The following is a 19,146-nucleotide window of genomic DNA, read 5'->3' on the forward strand; positions in this document are numbered from 1 at the left end:
GGGCATAGCGGGGCGAAACGCCGACGGGCAGCGTCGGTGAAGCGCCGGTACGGGGTGCCGGTGACGCAAGACGCAAGGAGGGACCGAGTGAACCTGGCTCTGGCGCCGGAGACGCTGGCGCGCTGGCAGTTCGGCATCACCACCGTCTACCACTTCCTCTTCGTCCCCCTCACGATCAGCCTGGCGGCGATCACCGCGGGCCTGGAGACGGCCTGGGTGCGTACGGGCAAGGAGAAGTACTTCCACGCCACCAAGTTCTGGGGGAAGCTCTTCCTGATCAACATCGCGATGGGGGTGGTCACCGGCATCGTGCAGGAGTTCCAGTTCGGCATGAACTGGTCGGACTACTCCCGCTTCGTCGGTGACGTCTTCGGGGCGCCGCTCGCGATGGAGGCGCTGCTGGCGTTCTTCTTCGAGTCGACTTTCATCGGTCTGTGGATCTTCGGCTGGGACAAGCTGCCCAAGAAGATCCACTGCGCCTGCATCTGGATCGTCGCCCTCGGCACGGTCCTGTCCTCGTACTTCATCCTGGCCGCCAACTCCTGGATGCAGCACCCGGTCGGCTACGCGGTCGACAAGGCGACCGGGAAGGCGCGGCTCACCGACATCTGGGCCGTCCTCACCCAGAACACCACCATGGTGGTGGTCTTCCACACCCTGACCGCCGCGTTCCTCACCGGTGCCGCCTTCATCGTCGGCATCTCCTCCTTCCACCTGTGGCGCGCCAAGCGCAAGCGGATCAAGGGCGAGGAGCTCGGCGAGAAGCAGCGGAAGCAGCTCCCCGCGATGCTCGCCTCGCTCCGCGTCGGCCTCGTCGTGGCGGTGATCGCCGGCATGGGCACCGCGATCAGCGGTGACGAACTGGGCAAGGTCATGTTCGAGCAGCAGCCGATGAAGATGGCCGCCGCAGAGGCCTTGTGGGAGAGTCAGTCGCCCGCGCCGTTCTCGGTCTTCGCGGTCGGCGACGTGTCCAAGGGGCACAACAGCGTCGAGATCGAGATACCCGGTCTGCTCTCCTTCCTCGCCCACAACAACTTCACCGAGACCGTCCCCGGCATCAAGGACACCGCCGCCAAGGAGGCGGCGCTCTACGGCGGCGAGCCGGACGACTACATCCCGAGCATCTTCATGACCTTCTGGGGCTTCCGCCTCATGATCGGTTTCGGGATGACGTCCTTCGTCGCCGGTCTCGTCGGGCTCTGGACGACGCGCAAGAAGTTCTGGCTGGCTCCCGAGTACCGCGCCGGCGAGGGCGAGATCCCGCGGCTGATGCTCACCAAGCGCCGTGAGATGAGCCCGTTCCTCACCAAGTGGTCCTGGCGGATCGGCATCCTGACCATGGGCTTCCCGCTGATCGCCAACTCCTTCGGCTGGATCTTCACCGAGATGGGCCGCCAGCCCTGGGCCGTCTACGGCCTGATGAAGACCGGCGACGCGGTGTCGCCCGGCGTCGGCCAGGGCGAGGTGCTCACCTCGGTGCTGGTCTTCACCGCGCTGTACGCGGTGCTCGCCGTGGTCGAGGTCAAGCTCCTCACGAAGTACGCCAAGGCCGGACCCGACACGGACGAGAAGCCTCCGGCGAAGGACCCGCGGCTGCGGTTCCCGTCCGGCGGGGCCGGCGGTCCCGGCGGGGCCGGCGGTCCCGGCGGGGCGGGCGGGCCCGCCGAGGCCGCCGAGGAAGCCGACAAGCCGATGACCTTCGCCTACTGAGCGGCCGGCGGAGAACGGAGAACCGACCATGCACCTCCACGACTTCTGGTTCCTGCTGATCGCCGTCCTGTGGACGGGCTACTTCTTCCTCGAGGGCTTCGACTTCGGCATCGGCGTGCTCACCAAGGCGCTGGCCAGGGACCGCGCCGAGCGGCGCGTGCTGATCAACACCATCGGTCCCGTCTGGGACGCCAACGAGGTGTGGCTGATCACGGCCGCCGGAGCGACCTTCGCCGCCTTCCCCGACTGGTACGCCACCCTCTTCAGCGGCTTCTATCTGCCGCTGCTCGCGGTCCTGGTCTGCCTGATCGTGCGCGGCGTCGCCTTCGAGTACCGCCACAAGCGCACCGGGGAGCGCTGGCAGCGCAACTGGGAACACGCCATCTTCTGGTGCTCGCTGTTCCCCGCCTTCCTCTGGGGCGTCGCCTTCGCCGATATCGTGCGCGGCGTACCGATCGGCCCGGACAAGAACTACACGGGCGGCCTCCTCGACCTGCTGAGCCCGTACGCCCTGCTGGGCGGCCTGCTCACGCTCGTCCTCTTCACCTTCCACGGAGCCCTGTTCGCCGCGCTGAAGACGGTCGGCGACATCCGGGTCCGGGCACGGCGGTTCGCCGGGGCGTCCGGCCTGGCGGCCGGAGCGCTCGTGGTGGCCTTCCTGGCCTGGACGCAGGCGGAGTCCGGCAACGGCCGCAGTCTGCCCGCGCTCGTCGTGGCCGTGGCCGCCCTGGCCGCCGCGCTGGTCATGAACCGGTTCGGCAGGGAGGGCTGGGCGTTCGGCCTGTCGGGGCTGACCGTCGTGGCGGTCTTCGCCATGATCTTCCTCGCCCTCTTCCCGGACGTCATGCCCTCCTCCACCGACGCCCGGTGGAGCCTCACCGTCACCAACGCGGCCTCCAGCCCCTACACGTTGAAGATCATGACCTGGGTCGCGGGCTTCATGACGCCCGTCGTCCTGGCCTACCAGGCGTGGACGTACTGGGTGTTCCGCAAGCGGATCGGCACCCAGCACATCCCCGCGGCGCACTAGAGCGGCCACAGAGCAGCACCAGAGCACCAGAGCGCCAAAGCAGCCACGAGAGCACCAGAGGACCGGCAGCCCATGAAGCCCGTCGACCCCCGCCTCCTCCGCCACGCGTCCGCGACCCGGTTCTTCCTGGCCGCCTCGGTGCTCCTCGGGCTGGCCGGGGCCGGCCTGGTCGTCGCCCAGGCCATGCTGATCGCGGACACCGTCACGGGCGCCTTCCGGCACGGCCGTTCACCCGGCGACCTGGCCGTCCCTCTCGCCCTGCTGGCCGCCACCGCGGCCGGCCGGGCCATGGTCGCCTGGCTCACCGAGCTCGCCGCGCACCGGGCGAGCGCCGCGGTCAAGTCCCGGCTGCGCACCCGGCTGCTCGATCACGCGGCCCGGCTGGGCCCGGGCGCGGTGAACACCGGCGAGCTGACCACCCTGGCGACCCGGGGGGTCGACGCGCTGGACGACTACTTCGCCCGCTACCTGCCCCAGCTCGGCCTCGCGGCCGTGGTGCCCGTCGCCGTCCTGGCCCGTATCGCGACCGCCGACTGGCTCTCGGCTCTGATCATCGTCCTCACCCTTCCCCTCATCCCGCTGTTCATGGCCCTCATCGGCTGGGTCACCCAGTCCCGGATGGACCGCCAGTGGCGCCTGCTGGAGCGGCTCTCCGGACACTTCCTCGACGTCGTCGCCGGGCTGCCCACGCTGAAGGTCTTCGGCCGGGCCAAGGCCCAGGCCGAGTCGATCCGCGCGATCACCTCCGACTACCGGCGCGCGACACTGCGCACCCTGCGCATCGCCTTCCTCTCCTCCTTCGCCCTGGAACTGCTGTCCACCCTCTCCGTCGCTCTGGTCGCGGTCGGCATCGGCATGCGGCTCGTCCACGGCGAACTCGATCTTCACACCGGCCTGTTGGTGCTCGTCCTGGCCCCGGAGGCCTACCTCCCGCTCCGCCAGGTGGGCACCCACTACCACGCGGCGGCGGAGGGTCTGGCCGCCGCCGACCGCGTCTTCGCCGTGCTGGAGACCGCGCCGCCCACGGCGGGCACCCGGCCCGCGCCCGACGCCCGCGGCGCGGCGCTCACGGTCGACCGGCTGGTGGTCCGCCACCCCGGCCGGGAACGGCCCTCCCTGGCCGAGACCTCGTTCGAGGTGCGCCCCGGGGAGACGGTGGCCCTGACGGGCCCCAGCGGCGCCGGCAAGTCGACCCTGCTGAACGTCCTCCTCGGCTTCGCCCGTCCCACGAGCGGACGGGTGTCGGTCGGCTGCACGGATCTGTCATCGCTCTCCCCCGAAAGCTGGCGGGACCAGGTGGCCTGGGTCCCGCAACGGCCTCATCTCTTCGCCGGCACGGTCGCCGAGAACGTCCGGCTGGCCCGGCCGGACGCCACCGACGCACAGGTGACCGAGGCACTCCGCGCGGCGGGTGCCCTCGACTTCGTCTCCATGCTGCACCACGGCACTGACACCCGCCTCGGCGAGGACGGCGCCGGTCTGTCGGCCGGTCAGCGCCAACGCCTTGCGCTGGCCCGGGCGTTCCTCGCCGACCGGCCCGTCCTGCTGCTCGACGAGCCGACCGCCAACCTGGACGGCGAGACGGAGGCGGCCGTCGTCGAGGCCGTCCGCCGCCTCGCCGCCGGACGGACGGTGCTGCTGGTCGTCCACCGGCCCGCGCTCCTCGCGGTGGCGGACCGGGTGGTGCGCCTCGAACCGGCCGGGGCCACGGAGCCCGCCGGCCGGGAGCCGGACGGCAGCTCGGAGCCTGCCGGGGGGAGGGAGCCGGGCGGCAGCTCGGAACCCGCCGGGGGGAGGGAGCCGGAGGGCAACGCACAGTCCGCCGCGGCGGAGGAGCCGGGCGGCGCGCCGGAGTGTGCCGTTTCCCTGCGGCCTGCTTCGGCCCTGGAGTCCTCCTCGGCTCTGGAGCCCTCCGTGGCCCTGGAGTTCTCCTCGGTCCCGGAGCCCTCCTCAGCCCTGGGGTCTCCTTCGGCCCTGGAGTCTCCCTCGGCCCTGCGGCCTGCCCCCGCTCAGGCGTCACCAGCGGACCCGCCGTCCACCTCGGACCAGGCGGCACCCTCAACTCAAGTGCCTCTGCCGGGCCGAACGATCCCGCCGTCCCCGGTGACGCCTTCTGCCCGGACGACATCGCCGCCCCCGGCGACGCCATCCGCCCCTGTCGCCCCCTCCACCTCCACGGCCTCCACCTCCACGGCCTCCACCTCCCCGACCTCCACCTCCAGGACCTCCCCCCTCACCCGAGTCCGCGCCGAAGGCCGCCCCTTCCGTCCCCGCTTCCTGCTCGCCCTCCTCCTCGGCAGCCTCGCGCTCGGCAGTGCGACCGGCCTGATGGCGGTCTCCGGCTGGCTGATTTCGCGCGCCTCCCAACAGCCGCCGGTTCTCTACCTGATGGTCGCCGTCACCGCGACTCGCACCTTCGGCATCGGCCGCTCGGTCTTCCGTTACGCGGAACGCCTGGTCTCGCACGACGCCGTCCTGCGTGCCCTGGCCGGGCTGCGGGTCTCCGTCTACCGCCGGCTGGAGCGGCTGGCGCCCGCCGGGCTGCGGGACGTCCGCCGGGGTGATCTGCTGTCCCGGCTGGTCTCCGACGTGGACGCGCTCCAGGACTACTTCCTGCGGTGGCTGCTGCCGCTCGGCGCGGCCGTCCTCGTCGGGGCGGCCTCCGTGGGCCTCACCGCCTGGCTGCTGCCGGAGGCGGGCGCGGTGCTCGCCGCCGGCCTGCTGGCCGCGGGCGTCGCCGTACCGCTGCTGTCGGCGGCCGTGGCGCGGCGCGCGGAGCGGCGGCTGGCGCCGGCGCGCGGCGAGCTGTCCGCCCAGGTGGTCGATCTGCTGGCCGGCACGGCCGAACTGACGGTCGCGGGTGCCCTGCCCGCCCGGCTGGCGCGGTTGCGCCGGGCGGACGGCGTCCTCACAAGCATCGCCCGCCGGGCCGCCGCGGCGACCGCGCTCGGCGCCGGTCTGACGGCCCTGACCTGCGGACTGACGGTGGCGGGCGCGGCCTGGGCGGGTGTGGCGGCGGTCCACGACGGACGGCTCGACGGCGTCCGACTGGCCGTCGTCGTCCTGCTGCCGCTCGCCGCGTTCGAGGCGGTGACGGGGCTGCCGCTCGCCGTGCAGCACCGGCAGCGCGTCCGCCGTGCCGCGCAGCGGGTGTATGAGGTGCTGGACGCGCCGGAGCCGGTACGGGACGGGACGGAACCGGCTCCTCCGACGCCGTTCCCGCTGCGGCTGGACGGGATCACCGCGCGCTACCCGGGCCGCTCGGTCCCCGCTCTGCGCGATGTCGGCCTGGAGCTGACCGCCGGACGCCGGGTGGCCGTCGTCGGCCGGTCGGGGGCCGGCAAGTCGACCCTCGCGCAGGTGCTGCTGCGCTTCCTGGATGCCGAGTCCGGCACGTACACCCTCGCGGGCCGGGACGCGGCCCGGACGGACGGCGACGCGGTGCGGCGGCTGGTGGGGTTGTGCGCCCAGGACGCGCACATCTTCGACAGCTCCCTGCGGGAGAACCTGCGCCTCGCGCGCCCCGGCGCGAGTGACGCGCGACTGCGCCGTGCGCTGGCCGGCGCCCGCCTGCTGGAGTGGGTGGACTCCCTGCCCCAGGGGCTCGACACACCGGTCGGCGAACACGGCGCCCGGCTCTCCGGCGGTCAGCGGCAGCGGCTGGCACTGGCCCGGGCGCTGCTCGCCGACTTCCCCGTGCTGGTGCTGGACGAGCCGGCCGAGCACCTCGACCTGGCGACGGCGGACGCGCTCACCGCGGACCTGCTGGCGGCGACGGAAGGCCGGACCACCGTGCTGATCACCCACCGGCTGGCCGGGCTGGAGGCGGTGGACGAGGTGATCGTCCTGGAGGGCGGTCGGATCGCGCAGCGGGGCACGTACCGGGAACTGGCGGAGGCGGACGGAACGTTTCGTCTGATGCTGGAACGTGAACGGGCCGAGGACGCGTTGGTGCGTCGCGGCGAAGCGCGTCTCGGCAAGGTCGGCGAGGTACGTCTCGACAAGGTGCGTCAGGGCGAGGCGTCGTATCCCGATGAGATGCGTCGCGGTGAAGCGCGTCACGACGAAGCGCGTCGCGGCGAAGCGTGTCGCGACGAAGCACGTCACGACGTGGTGCATCCGCCGCTTTCCCTGGCAAAAGGTACTTATTAGGCTCTGCCTATGTCCGCCACCGAGGAACCCAACGGCACCCCGCCCCCGACGCCGCCGTTCGGGCCGATGGACCCGGTGGCCGTCGCCACGGAGGCCACGCGCGGCCTCCAGGGCATGTCCGCCGAGCTCACCGGCCGGGTCCCGCAGTTGCTGGAAGCCATGCGTTCGGTGGGCACGGGGCTGGAGCTGCACTCCACGCTCGACCGGATCGCCGAGACCGCCGCCGAGCTGGCCGGCGCCCGCTACGCCGCCATCGCCGTCAACGGCGCCGCCGACCCGTCCGGTGAGGGGCTCGCCGACTTCGTCACCTACGGCCTCCCCGAGGAGTCCGACGTTCACAGTGGCGAACCGGCCGCCGACCGCGACGTCCTCGACGCCCTGCTGCGGCACGCGAGCCGGCCGGCCCCGGCCGGCACCCCGGGGGACGTCCTCGGTGTCCCGATCCGCGTCGAGGGAGAGGTGTTCGGCAACCTCTACCTGGCCGGGAAGCGCGGGGGCGGCGAGTTCGGCGTCGCCGACCTGCACATGGTGAGGATCCTCGCCACGGAGGCGGGCATCGCGATCGGGAACGCGCGGGTCTATGAACAGGGCCGGCAGCGGATGCGCTGGATCGACGGCTCGGTCGCCGTCACCACCGCGCTGCTCTCCGGCGGCGACGCCGAGGACGCGCTCGCCGTCGTCGCCGAGCAGGCCCGCCGGCTCGCGGAGGCGGACGCGGGGATCGTGCTGCTGCCGGACGACGAGGGCGGCCTGGAAATAGTGGTCGTCTCCGCCGACGATCCGACGGGGCTGCTGGGCACGGTGATGCCGCCGCACAGTCCCGTGGTGTCCCGGCTCCTCGCCGGGGAGCCGGTGTTCATCGACGACTCCGCCACCGACCCCCGCATGGTCACGGCGGTGGCGCCGCGCTTCGGCCCGAGCATGCTGCTGCCGCTGCGCAGCGGCGGGCGGGTGCTGGGCACCCTCGCCATCCCACGCCGCCGCGGCGCCCGGCGGTACACGGCCACCGAACGGACGCTGGCCGCGCAGTTCGCCGCCCAGGCCGCGCTCGCCCTCGTCCTGGCCGAGGCGCAGCGCGACCGCGAGCGGCTCGCCGTCTACGAGGACCGCGACCGGATCGCCCGTGATCTGCACGACCTGGTCATCCAGCGGCTGTTCGCCACCGGCCTGCTGCTGGAGAGCGCCCAGCGCAGGGCCGTGGTCCCGGAGGTGCGGACGACCGTCGGGCAGGCCGTGGACGAGCTGGACCGGACGATCCAGGAGATCCGGACGGCGATCTTCGCCCTCCAGCAGGGCCCGGCCGAGGCGCCCGCCGGGCTGCGCACCCGCGTCCTGCGCGAGGTCGGCACGGCCGCCGTTCCGCTGGGCTTCCAGCCCTCCGTGAACTTCGTCGGCCCGGTGGACGCGCTGGTGGGCGAGGGCACGGGCAAGAACCTCATCGCCGCGCTCCGGGAAGCCCTGTCCAACGCCTTCCGGCACGCGCACGCCTCCCGCATCGAGGTCGTCGTCGACGCGTCGGCCCGGCTGCCGGACGGCCGGGAGGCGGTCCGCCTCACCGTGGCCGACGACGGGATCGGCCTCCCGGAGGGCGGCCGGCGCAGCGGCCTGCGGAACCTGGCGAAGCGGGCGGAGTCGCTGGGCGGTTCGTGCGTGTGCGGGCCGGGGCTGGGCGAGGACGGCGGCGGGACGCGGGTGGTGTGGGAGGCACCGTTGTAGGGGGGCGGGGCGGATGTGCGGGTGTGGCGGACTGCGAGTGGCGGGGCTGGAAGTGGCGGGCGAGGCCGGATGAGGCCGGGTGAGGCCGGGTGAGGCGGGGCGAGGGCTGCGGCCGCGCTACGGTCTCTGCCACGGCCCTCGCCTCAGCTTCCGTCGCGGCCTCCGCTGCGGCCCTCGCCTGAGCCTGCGTCGCGGCCCCGTCGCGGCCTCCGTCACGACCGTCGCTTCAGCTTCCGTCGCGGCCTCTGCCACGGCCCTCCCCTGAGCCTTCGTCGCGGCCCCGTCGCGGCCTCCGTCACGACCGTCGCCTCAGCTTCCGTCACGGCCTCCGCTGCGACCTTCGCCTGAGCCTTCGTCGCGGCCCCGTGGTGGCCCCGCCGCAGCCTCCGTCACCACCGTCGCCTCAGCCTCTGTCACAACCTCTGCTGCGCCCCCGCCGCTGCGTCCCTCGCGGTCTCCGTCGCGATACCGCCCCCGCCTCCGTCACGCTCCCCGTCACACCTTCCGGCCGGTCCGCAGGCCCGTCCGGCGGTCCCCTGAACGGGCCCCCTGCGGAAGCGGAGCCCCCGGCTCCCGGGTCACGATCGCGTCCATGCGCCGATTTCAGCGTTCCCATCCCGGCGGCGGCCGGCCGCGCCCGCACCGCACCGGCCGCCGCTTCCGCCGCGACGGCTGTCTGGTCCTCTGCGCGCTCGCCGTCACGGCGACGCCCGTGCTCGTCTCCCGGCCGTCCGACTCCCACGCGGCCCCGGGCCTGCTCGCCCGCGCCACCTCGGAGGTCTACCGGCTGACCCGTGAGGAGGCCCTGGTCAGGGAGCGCTACGCCCGGACGCTGCCGGCCGCGCGGGAGCGGCGCCGGGAGGCGGACCGGCTCGCCGAGCGGCTGAGCGGCCTGCGGTTCGTGTCAGGGGTGCTGCGGGAGGACGCGGGGGTCGCGGCCCGGGCGCAGTACCGCACCGGCGGCTTCACCGCCCGGGAGAGCCCCCGGCTGCTGGACGACCCGCTGGAGCTGCTGTCCGTCCAGGAGGACGACACAGGTCGGCGGGAGTGGCTGGCCCGGCGGCTCAGTGAGACGGACGACCGGAGTCGGGCCCTCGCCGCCGAGGCGCGGGCCACGGCGCTGTCCTGGCAGGCGCTGGACCGGGACGCCACCGAGCTGCGGACCACCCTCGACGCCGTCGGGAACCGGCTGGCCGCCGCCCGCGGCCGGCTGGACGCGCTGGCCGCCGCCGAGGTCGCCGAGGGCCGTTGCCGTACCGCCGACCGCGACGGGCTCGACCCCGACACCGGCGATGCCGGCGGCAAACCCGGCGGCGACCCCTCCCACCACGAGTGGACCCGGCCGGTGCTCGGCTACCGCCTCTCCGCCGGCTACGGCGGCTCCGGCGCGAACTGGTCCGGGACGCACACCGGCCAGGACTTCGCCGTGCCCACCGGGACGCCCGTGCGCTCCGTCGGACCGGGGACGGTGGTGTCCGCCGGGTGTGGCGGGGCTTTCGGGATCAGCCTGGTGGTGCGGCACGCCGGGGGCTGGTACTCGCAGTACGCGCACCTCGCGGTGCCGTTCGTGTCTCCCGGGCACCGGGTGCGGCCGGGGGAGTGGATCGGGCTGTCGGGGACGACCGGGAACTCCACCGGGCCGCACTTGCACTTCGAGGTGCGGACGTCGCCGGAGTTCGGGTCGGCGGTCGATCCGGTGGAGTGGTTGCGGCGGCGGGGGGTCGGGGTGTGAGGGGCGTCCCGGCCCCTCCCCCCCCGGAGGGGCACCCCACCGGGGGGCATGACCCGTCCGGCGTTCGAGGACGAGCGGCACAGCCGTTTGAGAACGAAACGGCACAGCCGCGACAAGGGGGGCTGGGGCACAGTCCCCGGGAACCGGCGAAGGGGAGGGGCCGGGGACGCCCTCACCCGCGACCGTGCAGGATCTGCTCGATCACCGCCGCCACCCCGTCCTCGTTGTTCCCGGCAGCCCGCCGCGTCGTGGCGGCCAGCACCGCCGGATGAGCATTCGCCATGGCGTAGGCCGTACCGGCCCACCCGAGCATCTCCAGATCGTTGGGCATGTCGCCGAAGGCGACGACCTCCTCCGGCGCGATGCCGTGGTCGGCGCAGTACCCGGCGAGGGTGCTCGCCTTGCTGACGCCGAGGCCGCTGATCTCCAGCAGCGCGGTGGGGCTGGAGCGGGTGAACGAGCCGTGTTCGCCGGCCGCGGTGCGGGCCAGGGAGAGGAACGTGTCGGGGGCGAGCTCGGGGTGGTGGGCGAGGAGCTTGAGGATGGGGCCGCAGGAGTCGCCGCCGGCCCCCTCCTCGCAGGCGTAGCCTTCCGCGAGGAACTCCTCGGCGGGGGCGATGGTCGCGCCCGGGTGCAGGTGGTACGGCGGGTACTGCGGCTCGTAGTGGAACCCGGTGGTGCGTTCGGCGGCGAAGGTGGTGCCCGGTACGGCGACGCGCAGTCGCTCCACGATGGTCAGCGCGTCCGCCCGCTCCAGCGGTCTGACCTCGACGAACCGGCCGCCGCCCCGGAGGTCCACGACGGCGGCGCCGTTCGCGCAGATCGCCAGGCCGTGGCCGTGCACATGGGCGCTGACGAGGTCCATCCAGCGTGCCGGGCGGCCGGTGACGAAGAAGACCTCGATCCCGGCCGCCTCGGCGGCGGCCAGCGCGGCGACGGTCCGGTCGGACACCGTCTTGTCGTCGCGCAGCAGGGTGCCGTCGAGGTCGGTGGCGATCAGCCGGGGTATCGGGGCGGTCCGGCCGACGGCCGGGGTGTCGGGCTGCTCGGTAGCTGAAGTCACGGTTCCCATTGTCGGTGACCCACCGTGCCACGGCGCACGGGTGGGCGCGGCGGCGCGCTTTTGAGCCAGGGCCCGGCCCGTCGGTCAGCTCCGGGCCCCCAGCTTGCCGAGGGCCTCCGTGGCGATCCGCTCGAAGACCCGCCGGTCGGCGGCGAAGTCGGAGTCGGGCACCGGCCAGTGGACGACGATCTCGGTGAAGCCGAGCTCGAAGTGGCGGCCCGCGAAGTCGACGAACGCCTCCACCGACTGGAGCGGACGGTTCCGTTCCGGCGTGAAGCCGGTGAGCAGGATCTTGTCGAGCCCGGCGGCCTCCCGGCCGGCCTCCGCGCAGGCGGCCTCCAGCCTGGCGAGCTGCCCGCGGATCGCCGCCACGGACTGCTCGGGGGTGCCGGTCTCGTAGAGCTTCGGGTCGCCCGTCGTCACCCACGCCTGCCCGTGCCGGGCGGCGAGCCGCAGCCCGCGCGGCCCGGTGGCGGCGATGGCGAACGGCAGCCGGGGCCGCTGGACGCAGCCGGGGAGGGTCCGGGCCTCGACGGCCGAGTAGAACCTGCCCTCGTGGGTGACGGCGCCCTCCGTCAGCAGCCGGTCGAGCAGCGGGACGAACTCGGCGAAGCGGTCCGCCCGCTCCCGCGGCGACCAGGGCTCCTGGCCCAGGGCGGTGGCGTCGAAGCCGTTGCCGCCGGCGCCGATGCCGAGCGTGATCCGGCCGCCCGACACGTCGTCCAGCGCCACCAGGTCCTTCGCCAGGGTGACCGGGTGCCGGAAGTTCGGCGAGGTGACCATGGTGCCCAGCCGCAGTCGGCCGGTGGCGGCCGCGGCGGCCGTCAGGGTGGGGACCGCGCCGAACCACGGCCCGTCCCGGAAGGTCCGCCACGAGATGTGGTCGTAGGTGTACGCCGCGTGGAACCCCAGCTCCTCGGCGCCCACCCACCGGTCGCGCCCGCCCTCCGACCAGCGGTGGAGGGGCAGGATCAAGGTGCTCAGACGGTGCGCGGTAGCCATGGTTCCAGAGCCTAAGGCCCCTTCCGCTTGTGAAGAACGACGGGTGACGAAACCGGCGAACGGCGCAATGGGTGAGACGAGAGGGAGAATCGTGACAGAGGAACCTTTCCCGGGCGCACGAGGCGCCGTCGCGAGGGCGGCGTGAGGACGGCGTGAGGACTGGTGGGAGGCCGCTGTGCGGGAGACCACACGTTTCGCCCCCGACCGGGGGCTGACGACGCGCATGGTGGGCACGATGTTCTTCATCGGCCTGCTCTACGTGGTGTTCGTGGGCGTGCTGATCGTGCTGCTGCGCGGGGCGTGGCCGATCGTGCTGGTCCTGGCCGGAGGGCTGTTCGTCGCCCAGTTCTGGTTCAGCGACCGCATCGCCGAGTTCGGCATGGGCGCCCGGGAGGTGACCGCCCGGGAGGCACCGGAGCTGCACGGCGCCGTGGACCGGCTGTGCGCCCTCGCGGACATGCCCAAACCGCGCGTGGCGATCGCCGACACCGACGTCCCCAACGCCTTCGCGACCGGCCGCAACCGGAACAATGCCCTGGTCTGCGCCACGACCGGGCTGCTGCGCCGGCTGGAGCCGGAGGAGCTCGAAGGGGTGCTGGCACACGAGCTGAGCCATGTCGCGCACCGCGATGTGGCGGTGATGACCATCGCCTCCTTCCTGGGCGTCCTGGCCGGCCTGATCACACGGATCGGGCTGTGGGGCGGGCTGCGCAGGGTGGGCGGCCGGGACGCCAACACGGCCCTGCTGATGGTGGTGGTCCCGCTGGTCAGCGCCGTCGTCTACGCCGTGAGCTTCCTGCTCACCCGGATGCTGTCGCGCTACCGGGAGCTGTCCGCCGACCGGGCCGCCGCCCTGCTGACGGGCCGCCCCTCGGCGCTCGCGTCCGCCCTCACCAAGGTCACCGGGCAGCTCGCCCGGATCCCCACCCGCGACCTGCGGCAGGCCGAGCCGTTCAACGCCTTCTGGTTCGCGCCCGCCCTCTCCAAGGAGACCTTCAGCGGCCTGCTCTCCTCGCACCCGCCGCTGGAGCGGCGGCTGGACCAGCTCGGGAGGATCGCGGCGGGTCTGGGACGGGCGGGGTGACATGGGTTTCCTGGACGTCATCCTGGGGCGCACCAGACCGGTCCGCCCCGACCTCGACCGCCTCTTCGCCCTGCCGTCCGCCGCCCTGACGCTCCGGGCCGGGGCCGGACTGGAACCGACCGGCCTCGGCTCGGTCTGCTTCGCCAGCGTGGAGGGCGGGACGTTCGACGGGCTGCGGGAGGACGTCCGGCGGCTGCTCGACGCGGACACCGCGCGCGGCGGGACGCCCGTCGAGTTCCGGCGCGACCCCTACGGGTACACCTGGCTGCTCGCCCAGCAGCCCCCGGACGACACCCCGGCCCTCGTCAACGACCTGCACGCGGTCAACACCCTGCTCCAGGACGCCGGGTTCGGGCCGCAACTGCTCTGCTCCCTGATGGGCTTCCGGGACCGGCGCGGCCGCCCGCTCGCCCTCGTCTACCTCTACAAGCGCGGCACGTTCTACCCCTTCGCGCCCGTCGAGGGCGCCCGCGAACGGCGCGACCACGAACTGGAGCTCCAGGTACGCGGATTGCTGGCCGACGACCTGCGGATCGAGGACGACCTGAGCCGCTGGTTCCCCGTGTGGGGCGCGCCGGGCCTGTGACCGGCCCGCCGCGCCCGGCCCGCGACCGGCTGTGGCGCCCGGCCCACGACCGCCCTACGGCGCGCGCTCCGGTGCTCCGCCCCGGCGGTGCCGGCCGGCCAGACCGTCCATGACCCGCGCCCGTACCTCCCGCTCGGCCGCCGCGGCGAGGAACGCGCCGACGCCGTCCGGGCCGACCAGGTCCCGGACGGCGTCCACCGTGGCGGCGGGCAGCTCGACGGCCACCCGTGGCTCGTCCGCGGAGGCGGGAGCGGGCACGGGCGGCACGGGTGCGGGGGCGGGAGCGGGCACGGGCGCGGGAGCGAGCCGTGGCCCGGGCGTGCGGTGATCGGTCTCCTCCAGGTGCCGCCGCAGGTTGCGGACGGCCAGCAGCCGCATGGCGCGCGCGAGTTCGGCGTCCACGGTCTGCTGGGCGAGCGGCCGCAGCCGCCGGACCAGCGCGGCTGCCCGGTCCGCCTCCTCCTCGGTCGGCGGGTGGTCGAGACAGGGCCGGAAGACGTGCTCGGTGGTGAAGTCGACGAAGCGGCCGGCGAGGCGTTCGACCTGGACGCGCACCTCCCGCAGATGGGCGAGGATGGCCGGCAGGGGGACGCCGGCGGCGTGTACTTCCGCGGCGACGGCCAGCTCCTGCGGGCTGGGCACCAGAAAGGTGTCGGGGGAGCCCGGCACCGGTTCGAGGACGCCCAGTTCCACGGCGTCCTCGACGGCGGCGTCGTCCGGGACGCCCCCGAACCGTTCGACCAGCTCGGCACGGGTGACCCGGGCGGTCCGCTCGTCCGACCACGGGCCGTCCACCTCGGCGACGAGGCCGAGGATCCCGCCGAGCCCCCGCCCGGCGTCCCAGGCGTCGAGCAGTTCCTTGATGCTGGCGAGCGTGTAGCCGCGCTCCAGGAGCCCGCCGATCCGTCGCAGCCGGAACAGGTGTGCTTCGCCGTAGACGTTCGCCCGGCCGCGCCGCTCGGGCTTGGGGAGGAGGCCCCGGTCCACGTAGGCGCGGATCGTGCGGACCGTGGCGCCGCTGAGGTGGGCCAGGTCCTCGATCCGGTACGCCGGCCGTTCGTTCACGGGGGTACTCCTCACCGACACCGTTCCCGCCCCCGCCGCTGCCCCTGTCCCTGTCCCCGCCCCTGTGACATCGCGCGGTCCACGGCGCCCCTCACGACGCGACGGCCCCGCCCGGGGCCCGTCCGCCGGTGGCGGCGGGGGAGGCCGCGAGGTAGGCGACGGCTCTGCTCAACGACCCCTCCTGGGACGGGTGGTACGTGCGCCGGAGGTAGCGCGGGATGGCCGACCCCAGCTCGCGCCAGGTGGGCAGCAGCCCCTTCTCCACCGCCCGCTTGTGGTGCCGCAGCGTGTAGCGGAGCCGCTTGGCGAGCCGGGGGTCGTGCCGGATCAGGTAGGCGGCACCGCGCCCCCACAGGTACGTCAGGACGGGCGCGGTGACCGCCATGCCGAGGACGCGCCGGGCGTAGCGGCCGGGCTCGTCGCCGCCGCAGTGCTGGTACATGTCGAAGGCCACCGACCGGTGTTCGACCTCCTCGGCGCCGTGCCAGCGCAGCAGGTCGAGCATGACCGGGTCGGGCCGGGCGGCGTCGAGGGCGTCGGCCCGGAGCACCCAGTCGCCGAGGACGGCCGTGAACTGCTCCACCGCCGCTATCACCGACAGCCGGAACCGCAGCCACTCCAGGTCGGAGAGCGGCAGCCCGAACGGCGGCCGTTCGCCGAGCAGTACGTCGAAGAGGAAGTCGACCTGTCCGGTGTACGGGCCGGTGTCCAGCTTCTGGTGGGCGAGGTGGTCGAGGACGTGCGAGTGCTGGACGCTGTGGGTGGCCTCCTGGCCCATGAACCCCTTGACGTCCTTCAGCAGTCCGGGGTCCCGGACCAGCGGCAGGGCCTCCTTGAAGACCTTGACGAACCACCGCTCCCCGGCGGGCAGCAGCAGGTGCAGGACGTTGATGACGTGGGTGGCCGTCGGCTCGTCGGGGATCCAGTGCAGCGGCGTCTCCCGCCAGTCGAAGGAGACGCGCCGGGGGGTGATGGGGTGGTGGTGGTCGGTGGTCATGCGGGGTCCTCCTTCGAGGGGCCGGCCGAGCGGGGGCGGCCGTGGTCTTTCGCGGCGGTGCGGTGACCGCGGTCGTGCGGGCGGCGCACCGGCCCACCGCGCGGCCGGTACACCGCCGGGGCCGGTACACCGCCTGGGCCGGGACACCCTGAGAGCCCGGGACGCCGTCAGAGCCGGGGACGCCGTCAGAGCCGGGGACGCCGTCAGAGCCGGGGACGCCGTCAGAGCCGGGGACGCCGTCAGAGCCGGGGTTCGGCGCGGGCCACGGCCTGCCGCAGCTTCGGGGCGAAGCGGGCGAGGAAGCGGAGGCCGTGCGCCTCGGGGGTGACGGGGACGACGGGCAGGTCGTCGTGGACGGCCCGCAGGATCGCGTCGGCGACCCGCTCCGGCGGGTAGTTGCGCCGCCCGTACAGCCGGGTGGCACGGTCCCGCATCCGGCGCTGCTCCTCCTCCGGGACGCCGGTGAAGAGGGTGGCGGACGTGATGCCCGTGGCGACGATGCCGGGGCAGACGGCGGTGACGCCGATGTCCCGGTCCCCGAGCTCGGCCCGCAGGCACTCCGAGAGCATCAGCACCGCGGCCTTGGAGGTGCTGTAGGCGGACAGCGTGCGCGAGGGCTGGAAGGCGGCGGCGGAGGCGGTGTTGACGATGTGGCCGCCCTCGCCGCGCTCGGCCATCTGGCGGCCGAAGAGGCGGCAGCCGTGCAGCACGCCCCACAGGTTGACGTCCAGGGTCTTCCGCCAGGCCTCCGGCGGGGTGTCGAGGAACGGCCCGGCCACGCCGACGCCCGCGTTGTTGACCAGGACGTCCACGACCCCGTGGCGCTCGGCGGTACGGACGGCCAACTTCTCCATGGCCCCCTCGTCGGAGACGTCGACGCACTCGGCCCACGCCTCGGGCGCCCCGAGGAGCCGGGCGAGCTCGGCCGTGCGCGCGGCGCCCTCCGCGTCGCGGTCCACCGCGGCGATCCGCGCGCCCGCCTCGGCGAAGGCGAAGGCGGTGGCCCGGCCGATTCCGCTCGCGGCACCGGTCACCAGCACGAGCCGCCCTGCGAAGCGGCGCGCGTACCGCTCGTAGCGTTCCGCGCGCGCCCTGCCGCCCGCCGGTACGCGCCGTACCGGGGCGTGCGCGGGGGAATCCGTCCGCCGGGTGACGAAATCCGTGATCCAGTCGGCCAGTTGGCCCGGCCGGGTGCGCGGGACCCAGTGTCCGGCGCGTACGGTGCGCCGCACCAGGCCGGGAGCCCAGCGCTCCAGGCCGTCGTAGAGGTGCTCGGAGAGGAACGCGTCGCCGGTCGGTGTGATGAGCTGCACGGGGGCGTGCGCGTAGGCGTCGGGGCGCGGCCTGCGCATCCGCTCCCGGACGTTGTCGCGGTAGAGCCAGGCGCCGTGGGCGGCGTCGTCCGGCAGGGACGCGGTGGGGTACGGGCCCTTCGGCACCTTCTCGGACCGCTCCAGGACGTCCGGCCACCGCTTCCCGAGCGGCCCGCGCCAGGCGGCCTCCGGCAGCAGCGGTGTGTGCAGCGCGTACACGTACCAGGAGCGGGCGCCCTGCCCGAGCAACTGGGCGGCCCGGCGCGGGGTCGGCCGGGCCGCACGCTCCTTGATCCAGTGACCGAAGTGGTCGAGCGAGGGCCCGGAGACGGAGGTGAAGGAGGCGACGCGGCCCTCGGTACGGCGGACCGTGGTGAACGCCCACCCCTGCACGGACCCCCAGTCGTGCCCGACCAGGTGCACCGGGGCGTCCGGGCTCACGGCGTCCGCGACCGCGAGGAAGTCGTCGGTCAGCTTCTCCAGCGTGAAGCCGCCGCGCAGCGGGCTCGGCGCGGTCGACCGGCCGCAGCCGCGCACGTCGTACAGCACCACGTGGAAACGTTCCTTCAAGCGCTGGGCGACCGGTGCCCAGACCTCCTTGCTGTCGGGGTAGCCGTGCACCAGGACGACGGTGGGGTCGGCGGCGTCGCCCAGCTCGGCGACGCACAGCTCGACCCCGCCCGACCGCACCCGGCGCTCGCGCGCCCCCTCGAGCTCCGTGCCGAAGGCGTTCATTGTCCGGTTCCCTCCTGTCCGCGGTGTCCCTGTCGTCCCTCATGCCTCACGGCCCGCCGTACGTGCGGCAGGTCGTCGTCCAGCCAGAACGCGCTCTCCTCCGGGTCCCGCGAGTCGGTGACCACCAGCAGTTCCTCGAACTTCACACCCGTACCGCGGAAGCCGAGGTGTGGCTCGACCGCCCACAGACCGGGCGTGGGCGGGTGGTCGGAGAAGCGGTACGGGCTCCACAGCGGCGACCAGCCCTCCCGGTGCCCGCGCAGCGCGTCGGAGGCCAGCCCCTTCAGCGCCTGGGTGCCGAAACCGAGCACCCGCGGCGACCGGCGCCGGTCCCGTACCCGGCCGACCTTGTGGGCGATCACCCCGAAGGGGTAGGCGCGGTGCCGGTTCGCGTAGCCCTGGCGCATCATGAGCCGGTCGACGTCCTCGTAGACCGTGCGCAGCGGGCGGCGCTCGCGGACGCCGCGCAGGACGAGGTCGCGGTGGGCGAGCAGGTCGTCGAGCATCCTGGTGTGCAGCGGGTCCGGGCCGAGGCAGCCCGAGTAGCCGACGTCGGCGGTGAACCCCCGGTACACCGGCGCCAGATCCAGGACGAACGGCATCCCGGGCGCCAGCCGCCGCCCCGAGGGGAAGAACTGCGTGGGCACCCGGAAGCCGGTGAAGGCCGTCCGGTCGCCGAACCAGGCGAAAGGCAGATGGAACCAGTCGCGCACCCCGCGCCGCCGCAGCCACTCCCGTTGCAGTCGGGCGGCGTCGCGCTCCGTCATCCCGGGGACGAGCTGCGCGGCGACGGCCTCGGCGCAGGCGTAGGCGAGGCGCTGCACCTCCCGGTATCCGGCCAGGGCCTCGGTGACGTGCGGTGACGTGGCGTTCTTCATGACGCAACCGTCCCTGCCGGTGCGGAAGTTGACACCGATGAATGTGACAATCTTCGGCGGCTGCGTCAAGGGGTGTGACGGAC

At 74.0% G+C, this 19,146-nt stretch carries 12 protein-coding genes and 1 pseudogene; 7 read left to right on the forward strand and 6 right to left on the reverse strand.

All coding sequences use genetic code 11. The features are described 5' to 3' along the window. Window positions 1-87 precede the first annotated feature (87 nt). From ACZ6X9_RS24320 to ACZ6X9_RS24340, 5 genes and pseudogenes are all read left to right on the forward strand, one after another. Window positions 88-1,710 carry a cytochrome ubiquinol oxidase subunit I gene (locus tag ACZ6X9_RS24320; protein ID WP_469780122.1) on the forward strand — a complete coding sequence of 541 codons (1,623 nt, stop codon included), beginning with the start codon at window positions 88-90 and terminating at the stop codon, window positions 1,708-1,710. Window positions 1,711-1,738: 28 nt separating this feature from the next. After that, window positions 1,739-2,740: a cytochrome d ubiquinol oxidase subunit II gene (gene cydB, locus ACZ6X9_RS24325; RefSeq protein ID WP_469780123.1), complete on the forward strand. Its 1,002-nt coding sequence runs from the start codon at window positions 1,739-1,741 to the stop codon at window positions 2,738-2,740. Between the two features lie 72 nt (window positions 2,741-2,812). Further along, window positions 2,813-6,694: pseudogene (cydD, locus tag ACZ6X9_RS24330) on the forward strand (thiol reductant ABC exporter subunit CydD); the annotation flags it as partial. 207 nt (window positions 6,695-6,901) lie between these two features. After that, on the forward strand, window positions 6,902-8,608 hold the full coding sequence (locus tag ACZ6X9_RS24335) for a GAF domain-containing sensor histidine kinase (RefSeq protein WP_469780124.1): 1,707 nt from the start codon (window positions 6,902-6,904) through the stop codon (window positions 8,606-8,608). Window positions 8,609-9,200: 592 nt separating this feature from the next. Beyond that, on the forward strand, window positions 9,201-10,340 hold the full coding sequence (locus ACZ6X9_RS24340; RefSeq protein WP_469780125.1) for a M23 family metallopeptidase: 1,140 nt from the start codon (window positions 9,201-9,203) through the stop codon (window positions 10,338-10,340). Window positions 10,341-10,512: 172 nt separating this feature from the next. Here the strand turns inward: ACZ6X9_RS24340 and ACZ6X9_RS24345 are convergent, their stop codons facing one another. Both ACZ6X9_RS24345 and ACZ6X9_RS24350 read right to left on the reverse strand, forming a co-directional pair. Further along, the gene (locus tag ACZ6X9_RS24345) at window positions 10,513-11,412 is read right to left on the reverse strand and encodes an HAD family hydrolase (RefSeq protein ID WP_469780126.1); all 900 of its coding nucleotides are present in this window, start codon (window positions 11,410-11,412) and stop codon (window positions 10,513-10,515) included. A 75-nt stretch (window positions 11,413-11,487) separates the two neighbouring features. Beyond that, on the reverse strand, window positions 11,488-12,405 hold the full coding sequence (locus ACZ6X9_RS24350) for an LLM class flavin-dependent oxidoreductase (protein ID WP_469780127.1): 918 nt from the start codon (window positions 12,403-12,405) through the stop codon (window positions 11,488-11,490). 175 nt (window positions 12,406-12,580) lie between these two features. Between ACZ6X9_RS24350 and htpX the strand changes: the two genes are divergently transcribed. Together htpX and pspAB are read left to right on the forward strand one after the other, a co-directional pair. Beyond that, on the forward strand, window positions 12,581-13,489 hold the full coding sequence (gene htpX / locus ACZ6X9_RS24355; RefSeq protein ID WP_469780128.1) for a zinc metalloprotease HtpX: 909 nt from the start codon (window positions 12,581-12,583) through the stop codon (window positions 13,487-13,489). 1 nt (window position 13,490) lies between these two features. After that, complete coding sequence (gene pspAB, locus ACZ6X9_RS24360; RefSeq protein WP_469780129.1) at window positions 13,491-14,075, forward strand: PspA-associated protein PspAB; 585 nt, start codon at window positions 13,491-13,493, stop codon at window positions 14,073-14,075. Window positions 14,076-14,129: 54 nt separating this feature from the next. On the opposite strand, the gene ACZ6X9_RS24365 is transcribed toward pspAB, so the two are convergent. From ACZ6X9_RS24365 to ACZ6X9_RS24380, 4 genes are all read right to left on the reverse strand, one after another. Further along, on the reverse strand, window positions 14,130-15,140 hold the full coding sequence (locus tag ACZ6X9_RS24365; RefSeq protein WP_469780130.1) for a MerR family transcriptional regulator: 1,011 nt from the start codon (window positions 15,138-15,140) through the stop codon (window positions 14,130-14,132). 91 nt (window positions 15,141-15,231) lie between these two features. Beyond that, a complete protein-coding gene (locus ACZ6X9_RS24370; RefSeq protein WP_469780131.1) occupies window positions 15,232-16,137 on the reverse strand; it encodes a metal-dependent hydrolase in 906 nt (301 codons plus the stop codon). 239 nt (window positions 16,138-16,376) lie between these two features. Then, window positions 16,377-18,185: an SDR family oxidoreductase gene (locus tag ACZ6X9_RS24375; RefSeq protein WP_469780132.1), complete on the reverse strand. Its 1,809-nt coding sequence runs from the start codon at window positions 18,183-18,185 to the stop codon at window positions 16,377-16,379. Further along, window positions 18,182-19,063, reverse strand: coding sequence for a M24 family metallopeptidase (locus tag ACZ6X9_RS24380; protein ID WP_469780133.1), 882 nt, complete (start codon window positions 19,061-19,063; stop codon window positions 18,182-18,184). Before ACZ6X9_RS24380 ends, ACZ6X9_RS24375 begins: the two co-directional genes overlap by 4 nt. Window positions 19,064-19,146 lie beyond the last annotated feature (83 nt).

The sequence above is a fragment of the Streptomyces sp. NPDC052910 genome (genome assembly GCF_055585605.1).

What these genes read in the sequence shown, in the direction of transcription:
- cydB (WP_469780123.1), top strand. Translation starts at nt 1,739, where the DNA reads ATGCACCTCCACGACTTCTGGTTCCTGCTGATCGCCGTCCTGTGGACG.
- ACZ6X9_RS24335 (WP_469780124.1), top strand. Translation starts at nt 6,902, where the DNA reads ATGTCCGCCACCGAGGAACCCAACGGCACCCCGCCCCCGACGCCGCCG.
- ACZ6X9_RS24340 (WP_469780125.1), top strand. Translation starts at nt 9,201, where the DNA reads ATGCGCCGATTTCAGCGTTCCCATCCCGGCGGCGGCCGGCCGCGCCCG.
- ACZ6X9_RS24345 (WP_469780126.1), bottom strand. Translation starts at nt 11,412, where the DNA reads ATGGGAACCGTGACTTCAGCTACCGAGCAGCCCGACACCCCGGCCGTC.
- ACZ6X9_RS24350 (WP_469780127.1), bottom strand. Translation starts at nt 12,405, where the DNA reads ATGGCTACCGCGCACCGTCTGAGCACCTTGATCCTGCCCCTCCACCGC.
- pspAB (WP_469780129.1), top strand. Translation starts at nt 13,491, where the DNA reads ATGGGTTTCCTGGACGTCATCCTGGGGCGCACCAGACCGGTCCGCCCC.
- ACZ6X9_RS24370 (WP_469780131.1), bottom strand. Translation starts at nt 16,137, where the DNA reads ATGACCACCGACCACCACCACCCCATCACCCCCCGGCGCGTCTCCTTC.
- ACZ6X9_RS24375 (WP_469780132.1), bottom strand. Translation starts at nt 18,185, where the DNA reads ATGAACGCCTTCGGCACGGAGCTCGAGGGGGCGCGCGAGCGCCGGGTG.
- ACZ6X9_RS24380 (WP_469780133.1), bottom strand. Translation starts at nt 19,063, where the DNA reads ATGAAGAACGCCACGTCACCGCACGTCACCGAGGCCCTGGCCGGATAC.